Source organism: Gordonia rubripertincta (genome assembly GCF_038024875.1).
In the GTDB taxonomy this organism is placed as follows: domain Bacteria; phylum Actinomycetota; class Actinomycetes; order Mycobacteriales; family Mycobacteriaceae; genus Gordonia; species Gordonia rubripertincta.
Genome location: NZ_CP136136.1, coordinates 850,085 through 868,510, shown reverse-complemented (window position 1 = coordinate 868,510; position 18,426 = coordinate 850,085). Strand labels below are relative to the sequence as shown.

Genomic DNA, 18,426 nt, shown 5'->3' with positions numbered 1-18,426 from the left:
GGGCACGACGAAGCAGCCCGGGAAGTGGGCATGACGACATCGCCCCGGCGGGGCTTGAAGGTGAGTGAGTTCGTTGACCCAGTCGTCGGACTGGATGTGAGCTTCGGCGCCGTCCGCCCAGTTCACGGGCGGTGAGTCCACCTCGGGTGTGACGTGGACCACCCGAAAACTGGCGACATTCTTACGCGGGTGTCAAGCTGTTCGGGCAAACTGGACACACTCTGATCCAGATCGGCACCACGAGATGGCGCCTGCGATGAGTTCGCAACGCGCAGTGGGACAAACGATTCAGTGAGGGGAAGTGGGAAGCGTCGTCAGTGAACGGTGACGTCGCCGTTTCCGTCCACGGTCACCTGGGCGGTGTAAGCCCGCACGAGGTCGAGTCGCTGCCAGGAGGCGCGGCCCGGGCGCTGGTCGTCGAGCGGGTAACCGGCGGGATGCGCGGTCGCGACCAGGATTTGGCGGCGCTGCGCATCGGTCAGCGACGGGAACGCGGGGGAGATCATGTCGACGGCCTGCTGCGGGACCACCATTCGATGGGTGGGTGATGCGATCCGGCTGAAGCCGTACGTGAGGCGACCGGTGTAGATGCGCTGCGCCTCGTCGTCGGCCAGATACGGGGTGTCCTGCTCGATGCAGATGGACAACGGGGCGCCGCAACGCCATTCGAGCTCACGCCGGATCTCGGCGGCGGAGGCGCGGAGCAGGCGGTTGAATTCCGGGTCGTTCCAGCGGTCGGCGGCCGCGGCCTGACCGACCATGGCGCCGCCGATCACGTCGAGCGGGTAGTGCACGCCGAGCACGACGCGGTGGTAACCGCCTTCGGAAGCCCGCGTGAGGAACTGCGGGGCGAATTCGGGAAGCATCAGGGCGAGAAGGGTTCCGCGCCAGAAGAACATGCCCGCGTGTCCGGACGGGAAGGACGGGTTCATTCCGAGCGCGTCGTATTCGTTCTCACCGGCGCGTGTGTACTTCCGGATTCGTTTGGGGGCGACGACGAACGGGCGGTCGTTGTCGAAGACGTGCTTCTCGACGAGCGTCGCGTTGGCGATGCCGCCGCCGCGTGCAAGGTAGTCGCTGAAGATCGCCTTGGTCTTGGGTAGTCGGCCGGCGGCCAGTGCGTCCCGGAAGTGGCGGCCTAGTTTCTGCCCGAACGCGTCGGACATCGTGACGAGCGGATCGTCGTGGGCGTCGGTGAGTGCGCGCCGCTGCAGGGCGGGGTCGGCCGCCGCGGCCTGGTTGATCGCCACGACCTCGGCGAGGTTCTGCGCCATGATCTCGGGGTGGCCCCGGCGCAGCGCGCTGAACGTCTCGATGGGCTGCAGGTAGATGCCGCCGGGAAACGAGGAGACATCCGACGGATAGAGCCGGGCGAGGTCGCCGATCGGGAACGGCGTCGGCGTGGGCTTCGCGGGTGCGGCCTGTGTGGGTGCGACCAAAGCGGCGGTCGCGACGACGGCGGCTGCCATGGCGACGACAGACGCCGACAACCGCGAGAGGGCCCGCCGCGGGCGACGTGCGGAAGTCGTACGGGGTCGGGCGTCGCTGTCCGAGATCACCCCACGATCCTAGATGTTCTTCGCCGGACGAACGGCTGGGACGTCGGCGGCAGTTCAGCAGACCAGTTTCAGCAGACCGGGTTACCCGGGAACGCCGGCACGCCGAGACGGCAACCTGCGGAGGTCACTGCGCGTAACCGGGCTTCGGGATTCCGCCGCTGGAGAGCGGGGAGCAGGCCGTTGGTGACAACCGCGGACTTCGCAGCCGGAGTGGTGGCCGACGGGTCCAGGGTGCCGCGGAGACGGGCGAAGTTCACCAGCTCGTCGTAGACGAGCGACAGGGTCGCGGCGGTGGTGCGGTCCTGCGGCTTCAGCTCGTCGAAATGCACGCCGGTCTCGAACTCGTGGCGCACCGCGTGGGGGCCCTGGTCGCAACCCGGCACGAGGAGGTCGATGTCGAACGCGCGTTGTCGCGGCGTCGGCGGCGTGATGCGGCCCTCGTCGGTGCAGACGTGGTGGGAGATCCGGTCGCCGAGTGCGTGGATGTAGATGCCGGTGCGCGCGTTGGCGGACTGCTTTCCCACATAGGAGTCGAAGCGGTCCGAGGTCACGCTGCCGGAGATGACCTGACGGCCGGTCATGTTCTGGAACGGCAGGTCGATCGGATCGACGAGGCTGTACTGGCCGTTGATCGGGACGGGCTGCTTGCCGCCGTAACAGGTTGCGCCGGTGGCGTAGTCGCCGGCGGCGGTGCGATTGGTGAAACCGCCGGTGCACAGGGGCGCGGCGCTGCCGGGACCGTCCATCGCCCACTTGCGGACGTGGGTCAGCATGACCTCGTGGCGTGGGTCGTTCACGTTGGGGCGCAAGCCGTTCGGCTGCGGTGCGCGCGGACCGCGCATCGTCGGCAAGAAGTGGAACAGGAAACCGCCGGTGGCGAAGTGGGTGCGGACGAGTCCGCCGATGTCCTTGGTGGTGAGTGTCTTCGCGTTCGGAACCGGATTCCCGCGCATGTCACGGGGAACGAAGGTGCCCAGGTCGGTCGCCTCGCTGTAGGCGGCGATCCAGTAGGCGTCCTGGACGGAGAACCCGACCTTGCGCGCCATGATGTAGGTCGAATCGGTGTGGACCAGGCTGCGTCCGCCGAGTGGCTGACGAAGTGTGTATGCGTAGCGGAGGAATGCGCGTGCGCCGCAGAGCGGATCGTTCGGATTGTTCGGCGGGCAGATGACCGGCAGCGGGCCGCAGCTGTGCGGCGGAGCACCCGGCGTGTAACAGATGTCCTCGGCGAAACCCCGGGCCGTCGGCGGTGAGGCCGCGATCAACGACGTCGTCGCAAGGGCGAACGTCAGCGCGGAGACCGCGAGAGCGCGTGGCCAACGCCGGATCTGGAGGTGTCGGGTGAGTCGCATGCTGATCCCTCCTGCAAGGATCAGCTCATCGTAGGGCGGGTAATGTCCGTGCAGTATGGCTTTCGGAAACTGCATCGGAAGCCGTCACGAAAATGCGCCCCTGAGAAGCGCCCCTGGGATACGCCCGCCACAGCCGGACCGGCGACATGGTCGGGCTGTTGCGTAATCGGTGTGGGGGTCGGGTTCGGGTCGGGTTGGCCGGTGGCTGGCCGGGCGGTGTGTCAGGTGAGGGCGGGGGCCAGGGCGGGGTTTCCGATGGCTTTGAACAGGTTGTGGACGAGGGCGTGGAAGCTGAATTCCGCTGCGGCTCTATCGAGTCCGCGGCTGGTGAAGCGGCGGAATCCGAGGTTGTGTTTGGCGTGGCCGAACGGGGTTTCAGCGATGTGGGCGCGTTGACGGTAAAGCGCATGCCCTTCTGGTGTGGCCAACCGGTGGGCCATCGCTTCGATCGGCGAGGCGTCTGGTGGCGGTGGTCCGTGGGTCGGAGTGTGTTGCGCGGCTTCTGAAACTGCCCGGCTTTTGCCGGTCGCGATGAGCCGGTCGGGTCCGGGGGTGGTGAGGTTGTGTTCGGAGAGGTATCCGGCATCGGCCAAGACCACCCCGATGCCGGTCGTCGCCGGCGGGTGGGGTCGATGGGTGTCGATGAGTGTTGCGGCAGTGACGGCTTTGTCGAGCATCGTGGTGAAGGTGGGGGCATCGGCGGGACTGTTGCCCACACCGGTGGCGATGATCAGCCCGTCGTCGCTGGTCACAGCCTGACAGTTGAACCCTTGGAGCCAACCACCGCCACGCAACGGCATCATCCGCGATTGCGGGTCGGTGATGTTGCGCCGTGGCGCCCGTCGCGCCCGTGACGTCGTTGCCGCAGTCGCGGTGGCAGGCGGGGTGGGAGTTGAGTCAGGCGCGGATTTGGCGTGGCGCTGCTGTTGACGGTCCAGGGCCCGCTGGAGTGCTCGTTGGGCGCGCAGCACGTAGTAGTTCGTCTCGACCGGTCCGGGTTCACGGCCCCGCTGCCCGGGCCGATAGCGGTCGATCTTGTCCTGGTGAACGGCGATCGCTCGCGCCAACGACTCGGTCAACACCTCGACCTCGATCTCGACCGGCAACGATCCCTTACCCGTGGCGGGCCCGCCAGAGGCCCGTCGTTCCCGCGCCCGCTGTACCGTCTCCTCGCGGGCCTTCTGGGCCTTCTCACCAGCCTGTTCACGGTCATTCTTGCGCTGGGCGGCCGCCGACTCGGCGTCGTTGAGTTGCTCATTGTGGGCAGCCAGGTCAGCCAACGCTTCAGTGATCCGGGCGTGACGCGACCCTGGATCGTGAAGCTCGCGGGGAAGCTGATCGCCGCGGTCATCACCATGGGCATCATCCTCGGCGACATCGGCCGCTTCGTGTTCGGCCGCGGCACGAGCAGCCTCGGCGGCCAACGCTGCGCGCAATCCTTGCTCGGTCCGATTGGCGCTCAGTGACGCATTGGAGGCGATCTTGACGCCGTCAAGGGCAACGACTCCCAACTGGCCCATCCCGACCCGCGAGCACAGCATCAACACTTGAACGAACAAGTTCTCGATCGCGGGTGCGCAGTCGGCGCGAAACCGCGAGATCGTCACGTGATCAGGGACGTCACCAGCGCAAATGATGCGGTAGGCGACGTCGCGGTGACATAACCGTTCCAGCTGCCGCGAGGACCGTTGACCTTGTGCCCAACCCCAGATCAACAGGGTCAACAACATATCTGGGTGATAGGCGGCGCGACCGGCTCCGCCGGTCTTGCGCACCGCCTGCACCGCCGAGGTATCCAACGAGGCGACCGTATCGATGACCAGCCACACCGGATCATCAGCCGCCAGCCATTCCCGCATACTCGGCGGCATCAGAAACTGTTGATCACGCTGCACCGGACGATAACCCTTGGCCACCAACACATCATCGCCGGAACCCGCCGCCAACCACCCACGACAGGCCGGACCGGACCCAGCCAATTACGCAACAGCGCGTGGTGTCGTCGGAGCCGTTCAGGAGGGTTCTTACCGGGGGTGTATTCCAGGGGCGCATTTCAGCGGCACGGGGGATCAGTCGAGCGGAAGGCCCTGCTCCAGAAGGTCGATGGCGCGCAGGGTCGTCTCGATCGGCGGTTCGAGGTGGTTGTCCTCGGCCTCGGTCGCGAGCCGGAAGGTCACCCCGGCCACGGCGTCGAGAAACACGCAGAGGGCGAAGTCGTCGGCGTCGCGGCCGAGGTAGTCGGCGATGAGTTGCCGCATCCCGGTCATCATCCGTTCGGACTCGGCCTGAAAGGTGTTCTGCAGCAGGGGCTCCGACCGGATCAGCTGCATCCGGAGTGGATTGCCGACCCACGGGTCGTCGGCGGTGAGGCGGTGGAGTTCGGTGAACAGCCGCCGGATGAGGTCGAAGTGGCCGAGTCCGGGTGGCATCGATGCGACGATGGCGCGGGCCTCGGACTCGAAGTGTTCTCCGCCGACCACCACCTGCTCCTTGGTGGGGAAGTAGCGGAAGAAGGTCGTGTGGGAGACGCCGGCCGCCTCGGCGATCTGCTCGACGGTCGTCTTCGCGTAGCCCTGTTCGGCGATGAGGTGCAGGGCTGCCTCGCGAATGGCATTGCGGGTGCGCATCTTCTGCTGTTCGCGCAACCCGGGCCGACGCCCCGGGCGGTCGCCCGGGGCGTAGGTGGGTGGTGCTGTGGACACGGTCAGCTCGCCGGTACCGGCGTCTTCTCGTCGTCGGGGTCCGGGAGTCCGCGGTGGCGGACTGCTTCGCCCTCGATGTCGAAGTTGATGACGAACTTGTCGAGCCAACGCGGCAGGGTCCAGGCGCGGTCACCGAGAAGGGCGATGACGGCCGGGACGACCAGCATGCGGATCACGAAGGCGTCGAACAGGACTGCACCGGCGAGGGCGAAGCCCATCATCTTGGCCGTCGTCTCCGGCGACAGCATGAATGCGGCGAAGACGCTGATCATGATGATCGCGGCGGAGGTCACCACACGAGCGCCGTGACGGTAACCCGCGACGATGGCCTCCTTGGCGGTCATGCCGTGGATGTACTCCTCGCGCATTCGGGTCACCAGGAACACCTGGTAGTCCATCGCCAGGCCGAAGACCACTCCGATCAGGAAGATCGGCAGGAACGAGATGATCGGCTGGGTGTTCGTGATGATGCCGAACCAGCCCTCTTGGAAGATCGCGACGGTGATACCGAAGGTCGCGAGTACCGAGAAGATGAAGCCGACCGTGCCGATCAGCGGCACCCACAGGGAGCGGAAGACGCCGATCATGATCAGGAACGCGAGTCCGACGACGACGATCAGGTAGGGGATCAGCGCGTCGTCGAGCTTCTTCGAGAGGTCCGACATGATCGCGGTCTGTCCACCGACATGAAGTTCGGCACCTTCCCTGTCGACAATCGGCGCGTACGCGCGGATGTTCTCCATCAGCGTGTGCGTGGCCTCGGACGAGGGTGCGCTCTTCGGTGTCACGGTGATGAGCGCGGTGTTGCCGTTCTGTCCGCCCTCGTTGCCGATCCAGGTGAGGGAGCCGGGGTTGACGACGTCCTTCAGGCCGGCGATGTGCTTGACGGCCTCGTTGGCGACGGGTGCGATCGGAGCGTCGTCGTCGTGTAGGACGACGAGCAGCGGGCCGTTGATGCCCTCACCGAATCCCTTGCCCAGCAACGCCTGTGCCGGCGCCTCATCCTCGGTCGACAGCGACAGACCCAGCTCCATCTTGGTGGCCGGGATGGCCGCCGCGGCGAGAGCGAGGAGGCCGATGACGATGAACGGGATCGGTGCCTTGACGACGGTGCGGCCCAGGCGGACGCCCAGGGTGTCGCCGTCCTCGGTCTGCTCGGCGTGCTTGATCCACGGGATCTTCGGACGGAAGGCGAAGCGGCCGAACGCGCCGAGGAGGGCGGGGATGAGCGTGAGAGCGGCAGAGACGGCGATGAAGACGGCGACGGCGGCGCCGGCACCCATCTGGGTGATGATCGGGATGCCGATGACCACGAGGGCGACGACCGCGATGATGACCGTGAGGCCGGCGAACACGACCGCGGATCCGGCCGTACCGACCGCGCGGCCCGCGGCATCGGCCGCATCACCACCCCGGTTCAATTCGGCCCGGAACCGGGACACGATGAACAGCGCGTAGTCGATGGACACCGCGATACCGAGCATCGTGACGATGGCGGTCGCCGACTGGTTGATCGACAGCAGCTCTGCCGACAGCGTGAGCAGCATGATGGTGATCGCGACGCCGACGATGGCGGTGACCAGCGGGATGAACGCGGCGATCAGGGCGCCGAAGGCGACGATCATGACCACGAAGGCGATCGCGAAGCCGATCAGCTCGGCGGCGCCGCCCTGCTCCATCACCTGCATCAGGGCGCCGGTGGCCTCGACCTGTAGACCGTTGCCGCGGTTCTCGTCGAGGATCTTGACGAGCTGTTCCTTGTTCTCGGTCGTCAGGTCCATGACCGTGATGTTCTGCCGGACCTGGATGAGGCCGACGCGACCGTTGTCACCGAGGACCGACGGGGCGATCGCCGGGTCGACGGCAGCGACCACGACCGGGTTCACCACCGTTTCGGGCGCGATGACATCGGGCAGGGTGCGCAGATCCTCGGCCAGCTTGTTGATCTGGTCGGTGTGGTTCTGCAGGCCGTCGTTCGCGGCCACCACGATGCTCGTGGAGGCCCGCTCCTGCTCCTTCATGACCTGCGGGAAGTATTCCTTGACCTGCTCGGTCGCGGTGCCGGAGTCGGTTCCGGGGAGGCTGAAGTCCTGGGCGAACTTCGGCTGGAGGACGCCGACGAGCGAGACGACCGCGATCATTGCGGCCAGCCAGGCCGCGATCACGGCCCATTTGTGCCGGAAGGAGAAACTCCCCAGCCTGAACAGAAGCGACGCCATGGCGTGTGAACCCTTTCGGTTTTCGAGCGCAGGGCCGGCGCCGGCGCCGACCGTTGGAGCGACATGCGACGGTCGCGCCACATGTGTTAGTGACTAACACTAGTTACTGAGTACCACTTTTGCACTGGTCCCCGATTCCGGCGCGATGACAAGCGTGACCTGCACGCTTCCGTTAGTCACGCGAACGAGGGTGAATTCTGTGACAAAGTTCCACAAATCGGACACAGAGCAGCGTTGCCGGTCTGTCCGACGGCCCGGCGCGAGGTGCTTGTTCGGCGATGAGGGCCTGGTCAGCGCACCGGTACCGGGGCCGCGGCACCGACCAGGGCGACGATGTGGAGTCCACCCGGATTGGTCTGGAGCGGGACCTCTTTCCAGTTGTTCGTCGTCCAGACGTTACCCGCGGGGTCGACGATGATGCCGGTGCTCCGCGCCAACCCGTCGAAGAAGTAGCCGGTCACGTCCGGGGAGATGGCGTCGCCGGTGCGCTTGCCGGGCGGGCAGGTGGCGGCGTTCGCACCGCAGAACTTCGAGACGCGCTTGCCGGCGAAGTTGCCGACCCAGACGTTGCCGTCGCCGTCGGTGGTGATGCCCCACGGGATGGTGATGCCGCCCCCGCGTAGCGGTCCGACGAGGGTCATGCCCGTCGGGCCGAGAGCGGACACGGAACCGAACGATCCCGTGCCGGTGGGGCGGTCGGGGCACGGCAGGGTGATGACCCCGGAGTTCGCGATCCACACGTTGCCGCGGGCGTCGGTGGCCAGGCCCAGCGGATTGTCGACGTGGGGTCCGGTGATCGGGGAGCGCAGGGGTCGGCCGGAGCGGTCCAGCATCGCGATCGAACTGCTCTGCAGGCCACTGACGAAGAGGGCCCGGCCGTTGTCGACGAGGTGGAAGGGTTGCTTCACGCCGACCTTGATGTTGCGCGCGCGGCTCGGGTCCCCGTCGGGGAAGACGGTCAGCGAGTCGGTGGCGCAGTTGGTGGTCCACACCGATCCGGCGCGGTCGGTGGTCATGCCCTGCGGCCAGCTGATCGACCCCTGCGTGAACCCGGCAGCCGGAGAGAGGACTTCGCCCTGCGCACTGAACTTCGACAACGAGTTGTGCGGCGGCTGGCGGTCGGCGGGGCACCCCGGTTCCGGCGCGGCGAAGCCGTAGTTGCTCACCCAGATGTCGCCGGAGTGGTCCCGGGTGATGCCGTATCCGGCGCCGCTGAGACCGCCACCGGTGATCGGGCGTCCGCCGACGAGCTTGCCATTCGGTCCGAACCGGAAGAGATACTTGCTGCCGCACACCGGAGTTCGCGGATCGGCGTTGTACTCGTAATTCGCGTTCACCCAGATGTCACCGCCCTCGCCGATGACGAAGTTACCGGGGCCGGCGAGTAGTCCACCGCCGCCGTCGAATCGGAGGGCCAGGGTCCACGCGGCGGGCGGAAGCGGAAGCGCCCCGGCGCGAGCGGGTCTCCGCAGTGCGACGCCGAACAGCCCGGCCGGGTTGTGCTCCGGGCTCTTCGCCATGTTCGCCATCGCCTCGATCATGTTCGACGGCCGGCCGCTCAGCGGTGTCGTCGTCACGGATCGCAGGGCGGCACACCCCTCGGCTGACGAGGTGCAGGCGGAGAGCGCATTGGACAGCGAGAGGAACGCAGCCTGGGTCGACGTCTGTGCGCCGTTCGGTGCGGAGGCGAGGGTGGAACCGATCCGGCCACTGGTCGGGTCGGCGAGGTTGCCGGCCATCGACGCCGCGTTGCGCACACCCGGTGCCCGCCCGCTGATACGAGTGCCGTCGACGAACCGTGCCATCGCGTAACCCGTTGCGACGGTAGTCAGCTCGTTCACGGTCAGGCGGGCGGGCAGGGTCGGGGAGATCGTGGCGAGGGTGGTGAAGGAGTTCGGTTGTCCCACGGGGGTGGCTGTCACGTGGAAAGCCTCGTTCGCGCCGGGCTGCGCGGTGGGGCGGAGCGTGAAGCGACCGGACCTATCCGACCGTGCGACACCCGCACTGCGCGCCGGCGACGAGTCCGTGCCGGTGATCCACGCGCGCACATCCCATGCCCGCGATGGACCGTCGGCGACCACCGCGCCGGAGACCGACGGGGTCGGGGCCGCGGATGTGGGACCGGCTCCGGAGAAACACAGAGGTCCGACGAGGCCGATTGCCGCAGCGACTGCAATCGCCATCCGACGGGGGTGGTTTCGACGCTGCACCTGTGATCTCCTCACGCGGAATCGCCCTGGGGTGGGCTCGCTGGAGGATAACGAAGACAGGCGGCAGAAGTTCGCGAAACGGTCACACCCGGGGGTTCGCCGCGACGTCGGTCACTTCCGGCCGCCTGCAGGCATTGCGGGTCGGGAAGGGTGTGTGACGGCGGCTGGCGACCTCGGGGCCGCCCCGACCGGTCAGGCCTCGGGGTTCTCGGCTTCCTCACGGTCCCGGCGACGGTCCTCGTGGAGGGACTTCACGCGTCGTTCCTCGCGACGGACCTCGACCTGCGTCGCGCGCTCGGCGGCGAGCCACTCGGGCATCTCGGCGAGCAGGTCGTTGATTTGTGCGGTGGTCAGCGCCTCGGTGATCCCGTTGCGGACCAGGGCCGAGTTGGAGACACCGAGCTTGGCCGCGACCAGGTTCTTCGGGTGCGGACCCTCGGCGCGGAGGGTCTTCAGCCACTCCGGCGGGTCGGCCTGCAGGGCGGCGAGATCGGCGCGCGTGATGGAACCCTCGCGGAACTCCGCGGGGGTCGCCGGCAGGTACACGTCCAGCTTCTTGGCGGCGGTGGCCGGTTTCATCGACTGCGAACTCATTACCCCAGGGTATCGGGCGGTAGCCTTTGGTCGTGACCACACCCGACCGGGCAGGCGAATCCGGGGCTTCGACGTTCCGACTGGCGTACGTCCCCGGCGTGACCCCCGGCAAGTGGGTCCGTATCTGGGAGGAACGGCAGCCCGACGTCCCGCTGGAACTCGTCGCCCTCGAAGTCGCCGAGTGCGCGGGCGAAATCGCCCGGGGGAACGTGCAGATGGCGATCACGCGTCTGCCCGGCGCCCTGCGACGCGGCGAGGCCGGTCCGCACCACACGATCGAACTGTACGACGAGACCACCGTCGTCGTGGTTCCCAAAGATCATGTGCTCACCGCGGGTGACGAGCTGACCCTCGCCGACCTCGCCGACGAGCAGTTCCTGTGGCCGCTCGACGAGCCGACGGCGGGCTTCGATGACCCTGCCGTCCGCCCCGGTACCGCCGTCGAGCACCGCCCGGAAACCACCGGCGCCGCAATCGAACTCGTCGCCGCCGGCATCGGTGTCCTTCTGGTGCCCCAGTCGCTGGCGCGGCTGCACCACCGCAAGGATCTCGTCTACCGTCCGCTCACCGACGCGCCGACCAGCACCGTCGGCCTGCTGTGGCCGGCCCCCACCGCCGAGCTCGCCGACGAGTTCATCGGGATCGTGCGTGGCCGCAAGGCGACGTCGTCGAGGGGGCAGTCCGAACCCGTGCCGAAACGCTCGGCCAAGGAGAAGGCCGCCGCGAAGCGTGCTGCGCGAGAAGCCGCGGGCAAGGTCCCGGGGAAGAGTGCCCGGAAGAAGCCCGGGGTGCGGCCGAAGCGTCGATGACGTCAGCCGGACGGCTCAGGCGGCGCGCCACTCCGGGGTGCGTTCCGGGGAGGCTTCCTTGAGTGCCGCGATCGTGTCGTCGACGCCGAAGTCCTTGCCGTAGACGGGTGTTCCGGGTTGCTGACGCCACGACTCGGCGAGCGGTCCGGCGTCGACCGGGTCGAATCCGAGCTCGTCGACGATCGCGAACACGATCGTCTTGCCGTCCGGGTCGTCACCGGCGATCGGAAGTGCGATCCGGCCTTCGGCGCCGTCCGGGAGCCCCTTCTTCAGCAGGTGCTTCCAGTAGATCCCGTTGAACACCTTGTATACGGGCACACCGAGATGCTCGGACACCCACACGCTCTCCGGGGTGCCGTTCTCGATGGCCTCGATCTTCCCGTCGCGCTGCTGTGGGTAGTAGTTGTTGGTCTCGATGACCGGGGCACCCGGTTTGCGGGCGTCGAGGATACCCGGGGCCAGGTCGGGCGTGTTCTTCTGCGGGATGGACACGATGACGAGGTCGGCCTCCTTGGCTGCGTCCTTCGCCCACACCGCCGTGGCGCCGGTTTCTGTTGCCAGCTCCGAAAGCGTCTCGGGCGACCTCGAATTCGATACGTGGACCTCATGTCCCAGTTCGGTGAGTCGCCGAGTCAGCGTTCCGCCGATGAATCCTGCGCCGATGATCCCGATCTTCATGCTGTACCTCTTCCGACGATGCCGTTGACCCTTCGCGCAACGGTGGTCGAGGCGAAGGCATTCCCGGTGGGAGGGTTTCGGTGATCCGTCGAACAGAAGTCGACTGGTGACGACTCGGTGGTCGCATGACACGACCGGGCCGCCTGCTTGCAGTGTCTGCGAGCAGACGGCCCGCCGCGAGTCGATCACACGGTGGGAACCGCGACCGGTTGTTCCGTTTCGTCGGATTCGGTTGCCGTCAACTCCGACCGGCGACTGTCCCACAACGATCCGGCGACCATCGCGATGATCGCGCACAGCAGCGTGGGGACGATGCCGTGGAGTTCGACGACCCCCTGCTTGCGCAGGACCTCGAACACGATGAGCACGATCACTCCGACAACCATCGAGGCCACAGCTCCGGTCTTCGATGCCCCCGACCAGAGCAGACCGATGAACAGCGGCACGAACAGGCCGGCTGCGAGGAGTGAGACCGCGTAGGACGCGAACGTGAGGATCAACGGCAGCGGACTGAACGACATATTCGTGGCCGTCGCGACCGCCAGCGCGCCGATCGCACCGGTCGAGATCCGGGCGAGCTTCAACGCTGTCGCGTCGTCGTCGATCTTCCTCAGTGTGCACAGGATGTCACGACCGAAGTACACACCCATGACGTGCAGGAGCGAGTCGGTCGTCGACATCACCGCGGAGATCAGACCTGTCAGTGCCAGTGCCGCGATGATCGTGCCGCCGTGCGTGAGCAGGAATGACGGCAGTGCCGAATCGCCCGTCATGGTGGGGTCGATGATCGCGATACCGATGCCGATGACCAGGATCGGGGCGTTCACCAGCCAGAACGAGATCGCCGAGCCCCAGCCGAGCACGAGGCGGGTGGTCCGCACGTCCGGGCAGGACAGGATGCGCTGAAGGTAGTTGGGCATGCAGGCGACGCCGAGTCCCCACGAGAGGCCCCAACCGAACGCGAGCATTGCGCTCGGAACCGGTCCGCCGAGGAACTGCGACAGGCCGGGCCCGTCGCTCCAGCTCAATCCGTCGCTGCCGACCTTGGTGACGACCAGGACGAGCGTGAGCAGGACTGCCGCCACGAGCACCACGAGTTGGTAGGCGTCGGTCCGGGCGACGGCTTGCATACCGCCGGTGAGGGTGTAGAGCACGAAGATGGTGCCGACCACCAGGATCACGGCCCACACCTTGAACCCGATCGTCGTGGAGAGCAGGATGCCTACCGCGAAGAGCTGTGCGATGAGGTAGACGAAGTAGGCGATGACGATGGTGCCGGCCGAGGTGACGCGAACTGTCTTGTCGCCGTAACGTTTTCCCGGAAGCTCCGGGACACTCTCCGACGTACGACCGGCGCGGTGGACTCGACTGGACAGAAGTACGAGGAACAACAGTCCGCAGCCGAGGCCGACAAATGTGTACGGGACCAGCGCGAGTCCCATGCCATTCGCGGAGCCGACCAGACCGATCACGGTCAGGGCGGACACGTAAGTGGCCGTGAAGGTCATCGTGCCGAGTACCGGCCCCATGTTCCGGACGGCGACACTGTAGTCCGACGATGTGCTGATCTTCTTGTTGCTCCGCAGTCCGACAACGAGAATCAGAACGAAGTAGACCGCGATCAGAATGCTGAAGACGGTTTGCAGACTCACTGGTCGGCGCCTTTCGACTTGACTCGGTCGCGCCAGTTGAGGATGAGCGCTGCGGCGAGGGGCGCCCCGCCGCCGAGCACCATCACGGCGATCGAAGCGGCGACTGCAGGAACGGACACTGAATCCATCCGATGGCCTTCTTCCTAGATACTGGGATGATTGTGTACACCGGGGGCTGGGTGTACGAAATCCTCCTGAGCTCGACGTTGAGCTTCGGGGTCGCTAAGACCCTAGATGAGGACTCAATTGCGAAGTCGTGAGCGCACTCTCGCATGTAAAGACGGTGTGACACGCAACACTCTCACGCGGACTACGGTAGCGCGTTGTATACATCTCCGCAATGGCTAGAGGGTGTGGGTTGCAGGTGTTGTTGCCGTGTGCGGTCGTAGGAGACTGCGCGCGGCCGCAAGGTCCTGCGCGGCGATCTCGCGCGACACCGGGAATCGCGGGGCGACCGCGTCGGCCACCGGCAGGGATGAAGACGCAGCGAGAAGTGTTGCTGTGGAACGTGGTTCGTCCAACCGTAGGGCGAGCCCGGCCGGGGCGGGTAGTGCATAGCTTGGGTTCCGGCCCAGCCCGGACATCGAGCGACCGGGTGATGAATTCGGCGAGCAGCGCTCAGCCGTTCTCGCCGTGTCGCCTCGAAGTGCTGGGACCGTGGCGCGCCGATTCGGCTCGTGGCGAGAGTGAGTCGTTTCCGATTCTTCGCGTGATCTGGAGCGCTCGGCCGAGAACACGGTCGGCTTTGTCGAGATCGCCGCGGGCCGGTGCAAGCTGACCGCACGCGATTACGCCGGGGGTGGAGCCGATGACGGGAATCGAACCCGCGTATTCAGCTTGGGAAGCTGATGTTCTGCCATTGAACTACATCGGCGTGCGAGCGCTGGGCTCGCGACCGAAAGCCTAGCAAACCGGGGTCCGGGTCTCCGCGAGCGGCGCGAAAATTCTTCGCTAATCGGGTTGCGCACCCGCGAGGACGCACGTAGACTCGAACATAGTTTCGAGTAAAGCCATGATGACGGGGGTTTGATCATGGCTTTCGGCGAGCCATCTGCACCACAACCACTTCTTCTCGACCAGTACGAGCGTCTACACGCGCTGCTGGATGAGATCAGCGCGACGGCGTCCACCGAGTGCTCCGACACGGACCTGCTCAAGGTCGCGATGGAGCACGAACGCGCCGAGCGTCGTATGCTCACCTCGTTCGCCGCCCACATCATCGACATCGACGAACGCTCCGCATACCGGAAAGCCGGCTGCCAGACCGTCACCAACTTTGTCACCAGCGTGCTCAACCGCAGCGGGGAGGCCAATCGGCTGCTGAACCGCGTGTGGGCGATCGGCAAGTTCCCCGACATGCAGGGCGAGGCGCTAGATCCCAGGTTCACGGAAACTGCCAAAGGTGTTGCCGACGGCGAGATCTCAGGACGAAACGTCGACGTCATCGTCGAGGTGATGAAAAAGATCCCAGCCGCAGTGGACTCGGCCGACCGTGAAGCCGCCGAGGCGACGCTTGCCCATTACGCCCGCGAGTACGACCCGGCCTCGCTACGCGAACTCGGCGCACGCATCCTCGCCCACCTCGACCCTGACGGGACATTGACAGACGACCGCGACCGCGCCCGGATGCGCGGTATGCGACTCGGTCCGCAGGACGCCCAGCTGATGTCCACGCTGACGGCCACCCTCGATCCCAAGACCCGAGCCATGCTCGACGTCGTGCTGGCCGTGTGGGCAGCGCCGGGCATGAACAACCCAGACGACCCCGCGTCACCCGTCGGAGATCCCGGCCGTGCTGATCCCGATGCCCTCGCGGCTGCGGTCGAACGCGACGACCGGTCGGCCGCGAAACGCAACCACGACGCTTTCAGTGCGCTGCTGCGCTGTGTCCTCGACGGAGGCGCGCTCGGCGGTTCTCATCATGGACTGCCGCCACACGTCATCGTGACGATCACCGAATCGGCGCTACGCGAGCAGGCCGGGGCTCCCGCGCGCACCGCGACGGGCGCGCTGCTTCCGATCAAGGACGCCGTCGAACTCGCCGCAGAGTCGCAGCAGCACCTCGAGGTGTTCCGCGACCACACCAGCGAGGTCCTCTACCTCGGACGAGCCAAGCGCCTGGCATCCCGGGCCCAGCGGATCGCCGCGGTGGGTCGCGATGGTGGCTGCACGTGTCCACGTTGCACGCGATCGTCCTTCGACTCCGAACTCCACCACGTGCTCGAATGGACGGCCGACGACGGTCCCACCGATATCGACAACATGACCACCGCGTGCGGACCCCACAACCGTGCAGTCGGCCGCGGCGAGGACCAGTGGACCACGACGATCGTCACCGATGGGCCCGACTCAGGACGTGCTGTCTGGCACCCGCCGACATCGCACCCCGACCAGACTCCGCGGGTCAACCGGGCTCATCGCACCGATGAGGTGTTCGCTCTGATGCGAGCCGACGCCCGACGGCGCCGGTTGGACGGTCGCGGGGAGACCGAAACCTCCGGGACGACGGACACCGGCGCAGACCCACCCTGACCGTTCGATAACCTCGACACGTGCTGCTCTCCGACCGCGACATCCGCTCCGAGATCGCTGACGGGCGCCTCGCCATCGATCCATTCGATCCTGCGCTCGTCCAGCCCTCCAGCGTCGACGTCCGGCTCGACAGTCTGTTCCGCGTGTTCAACAACACCCGGTACACCCACATCGACCCGGCCCAACGCCAAGACGAACTCACCACCCTCGTCCAACCGACCGAGGGCGAACCGTTCGTGCTGCACCCGGGTGAGTTCGTGCTGGGCTCCACCCTCGAGGTGTGCACCCTTCCCCACGACCTCGCAGGGCGCCTCGAAGGCAAGTCGTCGCTCGGTCGACTCGGCCTCCTGACCCACTCGACCGCCGGCTTCATCGACCCCGGCTTCTCCGGGCACATCACCCTGGAACTCTCCAACGTGGCCAACCTGCCGATCACGCTGTGGCCGGGCATGAAGATCGGTCAGCTGTGCCTCATCCGCCTCAGCAGCCCGGCCGAGCACCCCTACGGCAGCGAAAAAGTCGGCTCGAAGTATCAGGGACAACGCGGCCCCACCCCGTCCAAGGCGTACCTGAACTTCATCAAGAACGACTGACGTTCACCCACCCGATCACCACCCGCCACGCGACGGTTGGTTGGCGGCAGGCCCACCTGGGTAATCGTTGCAACCATGAAGCTCACGGTGATCGGTTGCGGCTATCTCGGCGCGACGCACGCGGCCTGCATGGCCGAACTCGGGCACGACGTCGTCGGTATCGACATCGACCCCCAGAAGGTCGATCGCCTGCAAGCCGGTGACGTCCCGTTCTTCGAACCCGGGCTCTCCGACATCCTCCGCCGCAACCTCGACGCCGGCCGGCTGCGTTTCACCACCGACCATTCGGTCGCCGCCGACCACGCCTCGGTCCACTTCATCGGCGTCGGCACCCCGCAGGAGGTGCGCGGTCACCGTGCCGACCTGTCCCACGTCCACGCGGCCGTCGATGCGCTTGTGCCCACGCTGCGAGGTACACACGTTCTGATCGGCAAGTCCACCGTCCCCGTCGGCACGTGCGAGGAACTCTCGCAACGAATCTCGCGCCTGTCGGCGCCGGGAGCCGAGATCGAGTTGTCGTGGAGTCCGGAGTTCCTGCGCGAGGGCTTCGCCGTCGAGGACACCCTCTCACCCGACCGGATGGTCCTCGGCGTCGGACGGCTCGTCGACGACCCGCAGGTCCCGCAGGTGGAATCCGTGGCCGGTCAGGTGGTCCGGGACATCTACCGCGAAGTCCTCGAAACCGGAATTCCGTTCATCGAGACCGACTGGGCCACTGCCGAACTCGTGAAGGTCTCAGCCAATGCTTTTCTCGCGACCAAGATCTCGTTCATCAACGCGATGAGCGAACTGTGCGAGATCGCCGGCGCCGACGTCGGGACGCTCGCTGATGCGATGGGGCACGACGCCCGGATCGGGCGACGATTCCTCAACGCAGGCTTGGGCTTCGGTGGAGGTTGCCTACCCAAGGACATCCGGGCGTTGACCGCCCGCGCCGACGAGATGGGCGCGCCCCGTGCGGTCGGGTTCCTGCGCGAGGTCGACGCCATCAACATGCGCCGACGCAGCGCCGCCGCGGAACTCGTGGCCGAAGCACTCGGGGGAGAGGTGCTGGGCCGCAACGTCGCCGTTCTCGGAACGGCCTTCAAGCCGGAGAGCGACGACGTCCGGGACTCTCCTGCGCTCGCCGTCGCCGGCCGCCTCGCGCTCGACGGTGCGTCGGTCACCGTCTTCGACCCGCAGGCCATGGACAATTCGCGCCGGGTGCAACCGATGCTGAGCTATGCCGCCTCGGCACGCGCGGCCTGCGATCGAGCGGATGTCGTCGTCGTCACGACCGAATGGGCCGAGTTCGTGCACATGTCGCCGGACGAACTCGCACCGGTGGTGCGGCACAAGCGCATCGTCGACGCCCGACGCTGCCTGGACTCCCGGGCCTGGCGGTCGGCGGGGTGGGACTACCGCGCGCTCGGCGGTCCCGTGCCCGCGCGAAAAACTGAGACAACCAGTTCGTTCACGCAGGTGAACGGCTCGTCGTCGAAAGCGGTTCCCCCCGTACACGTGTTAGGTTGAACCCCGCGATTGAT

At 66.7% G+C, this 18,426-nt stretch carries 14 protein-coding genes and 1 tRNA gene; 4 read left to right on the top strand and 11 right to left on the bottom strand.

The window, feature by feature from the left end:
• Positions 1-314: 314 nt before the first annotated feature.
• The 7 genes from RVF83_RS03860 to RVF83_RS03830 form a co-directional block, all read right to left on the bottom strand.
• The gene (locus tag RVF83_RS03860) at positions 315-1,559 is read right to left on the bottom strand and encodes a phosphatase PAP2 family protein (protein WP_005194083.1); all 1,245 of its coding nucleotides are present in this window, start codon (positions 1,557-1,559) and stop codon (positions 315-317) included.
• A gap of 68 nt (positions 1,560-1,627) precedes the next feature.
• Positions 1,628-2,911 (bottom strand): hypothetical protein, encoded by a 1,284-nt coding sequence (locus RVF83_RS03855; RefSeq protein WP_005194085.1) that lies wholly within the window; start codon positions 2,909-2,911, stop codon positions 1,628-1,630.
• Positions 2,912-3,132: 221 nt separating this feature from the next.
• Positions 3,133-4,827 carry a transposase gene (locus RVF83_RS03850; RefSeq protein ID WP_005194066.1) on the bottom strand — a complete coding sequence of 565 codons (1,695 nt, stop codon included), beginning with the start codon at positions 4,825-4,827 and terminating at the stop codon, positions 3,133-3,135.
• A gap of 153 nt (positions 4,828-4,980) precedes the next feature.
• Entirely contained in the window at positions 4,981-5,613 is a 633-nt protein-coding gene (locus RVF83_RS03845) for a TetR family transcriptional regulator (protein WP_005195550.1), read from the bottom strand.
• Between the two features lie 2 nt (positions 5,614-5,615).
• On the bottom strand, positions 5,616-7,832 hold the full coding sequence (locus RVF83_RS03840; protein WP_005195544.1) for an MMPL family transporter: 2,217 nt from the start codon (positions 7,830-7,832) through the stop codon (positions 5,616-5,618).
• Positions 7,833-8,122: 290 nt separating this feature from the next.
• Positions 8,123-10,015: a hypothetical protein gene (locus RVF83_RS03835; RefSeq protein WP_039880031.1), complete on the bottom strand. Its 1,893-nt coding sequence runs from the start codon at positions 10,013-10,015 to the stop codon at positions 8,123-8,125.
• 219 nt (positions 10,016-10,234) lie between these two features.
• A complete protein-coding gene (locus RVF83_RS03830) occupies positions 10,235-10,621 on the bottom strand; it encodes a DUF5997 family protein (protein WP_005195540.1) in 387 nt (128 codons plus the stop codon).
• A gap of 41 nt (positions 10,622-10,662) precedes the next feature.
• Between RVF83_RS03830 and RVF83_RS03825 the strand changes: the two genes are divergently transcribed.
• The gene (locus RVF83_RS03825) at positions 10,663-11,445 is read left to right on the top strand and encodes a LysR family substrate-binding domain-containing protein (protein ID WP_005195538.1); all 783 of its coding nucleotides are present in this window, start codon (positions 10,663-10,665) and stop codon (positions 11,443-11,445) included.
• A gap of 15 nt (positions 11,446-11,460) precedes the next feature.
• Here the strand turns inward: RVF83_RS03825 and RVF83_RS03820 are convergent, their stop codons facing one another.
• The 4 genes from RVF83_RS03820 to RVF83_RS03805 form a co-directional block, all read right to left on the bottom strand.
• Complete coding sequence (locus RVF83_RS03820) at positions 11,461-12,123, bottom strand: NADPH-dependent F420 reductase (RefSeq protein WP_005195535.1); 663 nt, start codon at positions 12,121-12,123, stop codon at positions 11,461-11,463.
• A gap of 185 nt (positions 12,124-12,308) precedes the next feature.
• A complete protein-coding gene (locus RVF83_RS03815; RefSeq protein WP_005195534.1) occupies positions 12,309-13,775 on the bottom strand; it encodes a sodium:solute symporter family protein in 1,467 nt (488 codons plus the stop codon).
• Positions 13,772-13,903: a hypothetical protein gene (locus tag RVF83_RS03810; protein WP_255220633.1), complete on the bottom strand. Its 132-nt coding sequence runs from the start codon at positions 13,901-13,903 to the stop codon at positions 13,772-13,774. Before RVF83_RS03810 ends, RVF83_RS03815 begins: the two co-directional genes overlap by 4 nt.
• A 672-nt stretch (positions 13,904-14,575) precedes the next feature.
• Positions 14,576-14,649: transfer RNA gene (locus RVF83_RS03805), tRNA-Gly, on the bottom strand.
• Between the two features lie 158 nt (positions 14,650-14,807).
• On the opposite strand from RVF83_RS03805, the gene RVF83_RS03800 reads away from it, so the two are divergent.
• The 3 genes from RVF83_RS03800 to RVF83_RS03790 all read left to right on the top strand — a co-directional run bounded on the left by RVF83_RS03800 (position 14,808) and on the right by RVF83_RS03790 (position 18,412).
• The gene (locus tag RVF83_RS03800; protein ID WP_005195528.1) at positions 14,808-16,307 is read left to right on the top strand and encodes an HNH endonuclease; all 1,500 of its coding nucleotides are present in this window, start codon (positions 14,808-14,810) and stop codon (positions 16,305-16,307) included.
• A gap of 20 nt (positions 16,308-16,327) precedes the next feature.
• Positions 16,328-16,900: a dCTP deaminase gene (gene dcd, locus RVF83_RS03795; protein ID WP_005195526.1), complete on the top strand. Its 573-nt coding sequence runs from the start codon at positions 16,328-16,330 to the stop codon at positions 16,898-16,900.
• Between the two features lie 75 nt (positions 16,901-16,975).
• Positions 16,976-18,412, top strand: a complete 1,437-nt coding sequence (locus RVF83_RS03790) for a UDP-glucose dehydrogenase family protein (protein WP_005195525.1) — start codon at positions 16,976-16,978, stop codon at positions 18,410-18,412.
• Positions 18,413-18,426: the final 14 nt, after the last annotated feature.

Excerpts from the sequence above, each read along its gene's own strand:
- RVF83_RS03855 (WP_005194085.1), bottom strand. The coding sequence starts at position 2,911 with ATGCGACTCACCCGACACCTCCAGATCCGGCGTTGGCCACGCGCTCTC.
- RVF83_RS03840 (WP_005195544.1), bottom strand. The coding sequence starts at position 7,832 with ATGGCGTCGCTTCTGTTCAGGCTGGGGAGTTTCTCCTTCCGGCACAAA.
- RVF83_RS03835 (WP_039880031.1), bottom strand. The coding sequence starts at position 10,015 with ATGGCGATTGCAGTCGCTGCGGCAATCGGCCTCGTCGGACCTCTGTGT.
- RVF83_RS03830 (WP_005195540.1), bottom strand. The coding sequence starts at position 10,621 with ATGAAACCGGCCACCGCCGCCAAGAAGCTGGACGTGTACCTGCCGGCG.
- RVF83_RS03820 (WP_005195535.1), bottom strand. The coding sequence starts at position 12,123 with ATGAAGATCGGGATCATCGGCGCAGGATTCATCGGCGGAACGCTGACT.
- RVF83_RS03810 (WP_255220633.1), bottom strand. The coding sequence starts at position 13,903 with ATGGATTCAGTGTCCGTTCCTGCAGTCGCCGCTTCGATCGCCGTGATG.
- RVF83_RS03800 (WP_005195528.1), top strand. The coding sequence starts at position 14,808 with ATGGCTTTCGGCGAGCCATCTGCACCACAACCACTTCTTCTCGACCAG.
- RVF83_RS03790 (WP_005195525.1), top strand. The coding sequence starts at position 16,976 with ATGAAGCTCACGGTGATCGGTTGCGGCTATCTCGGCGCGACGCACGCG.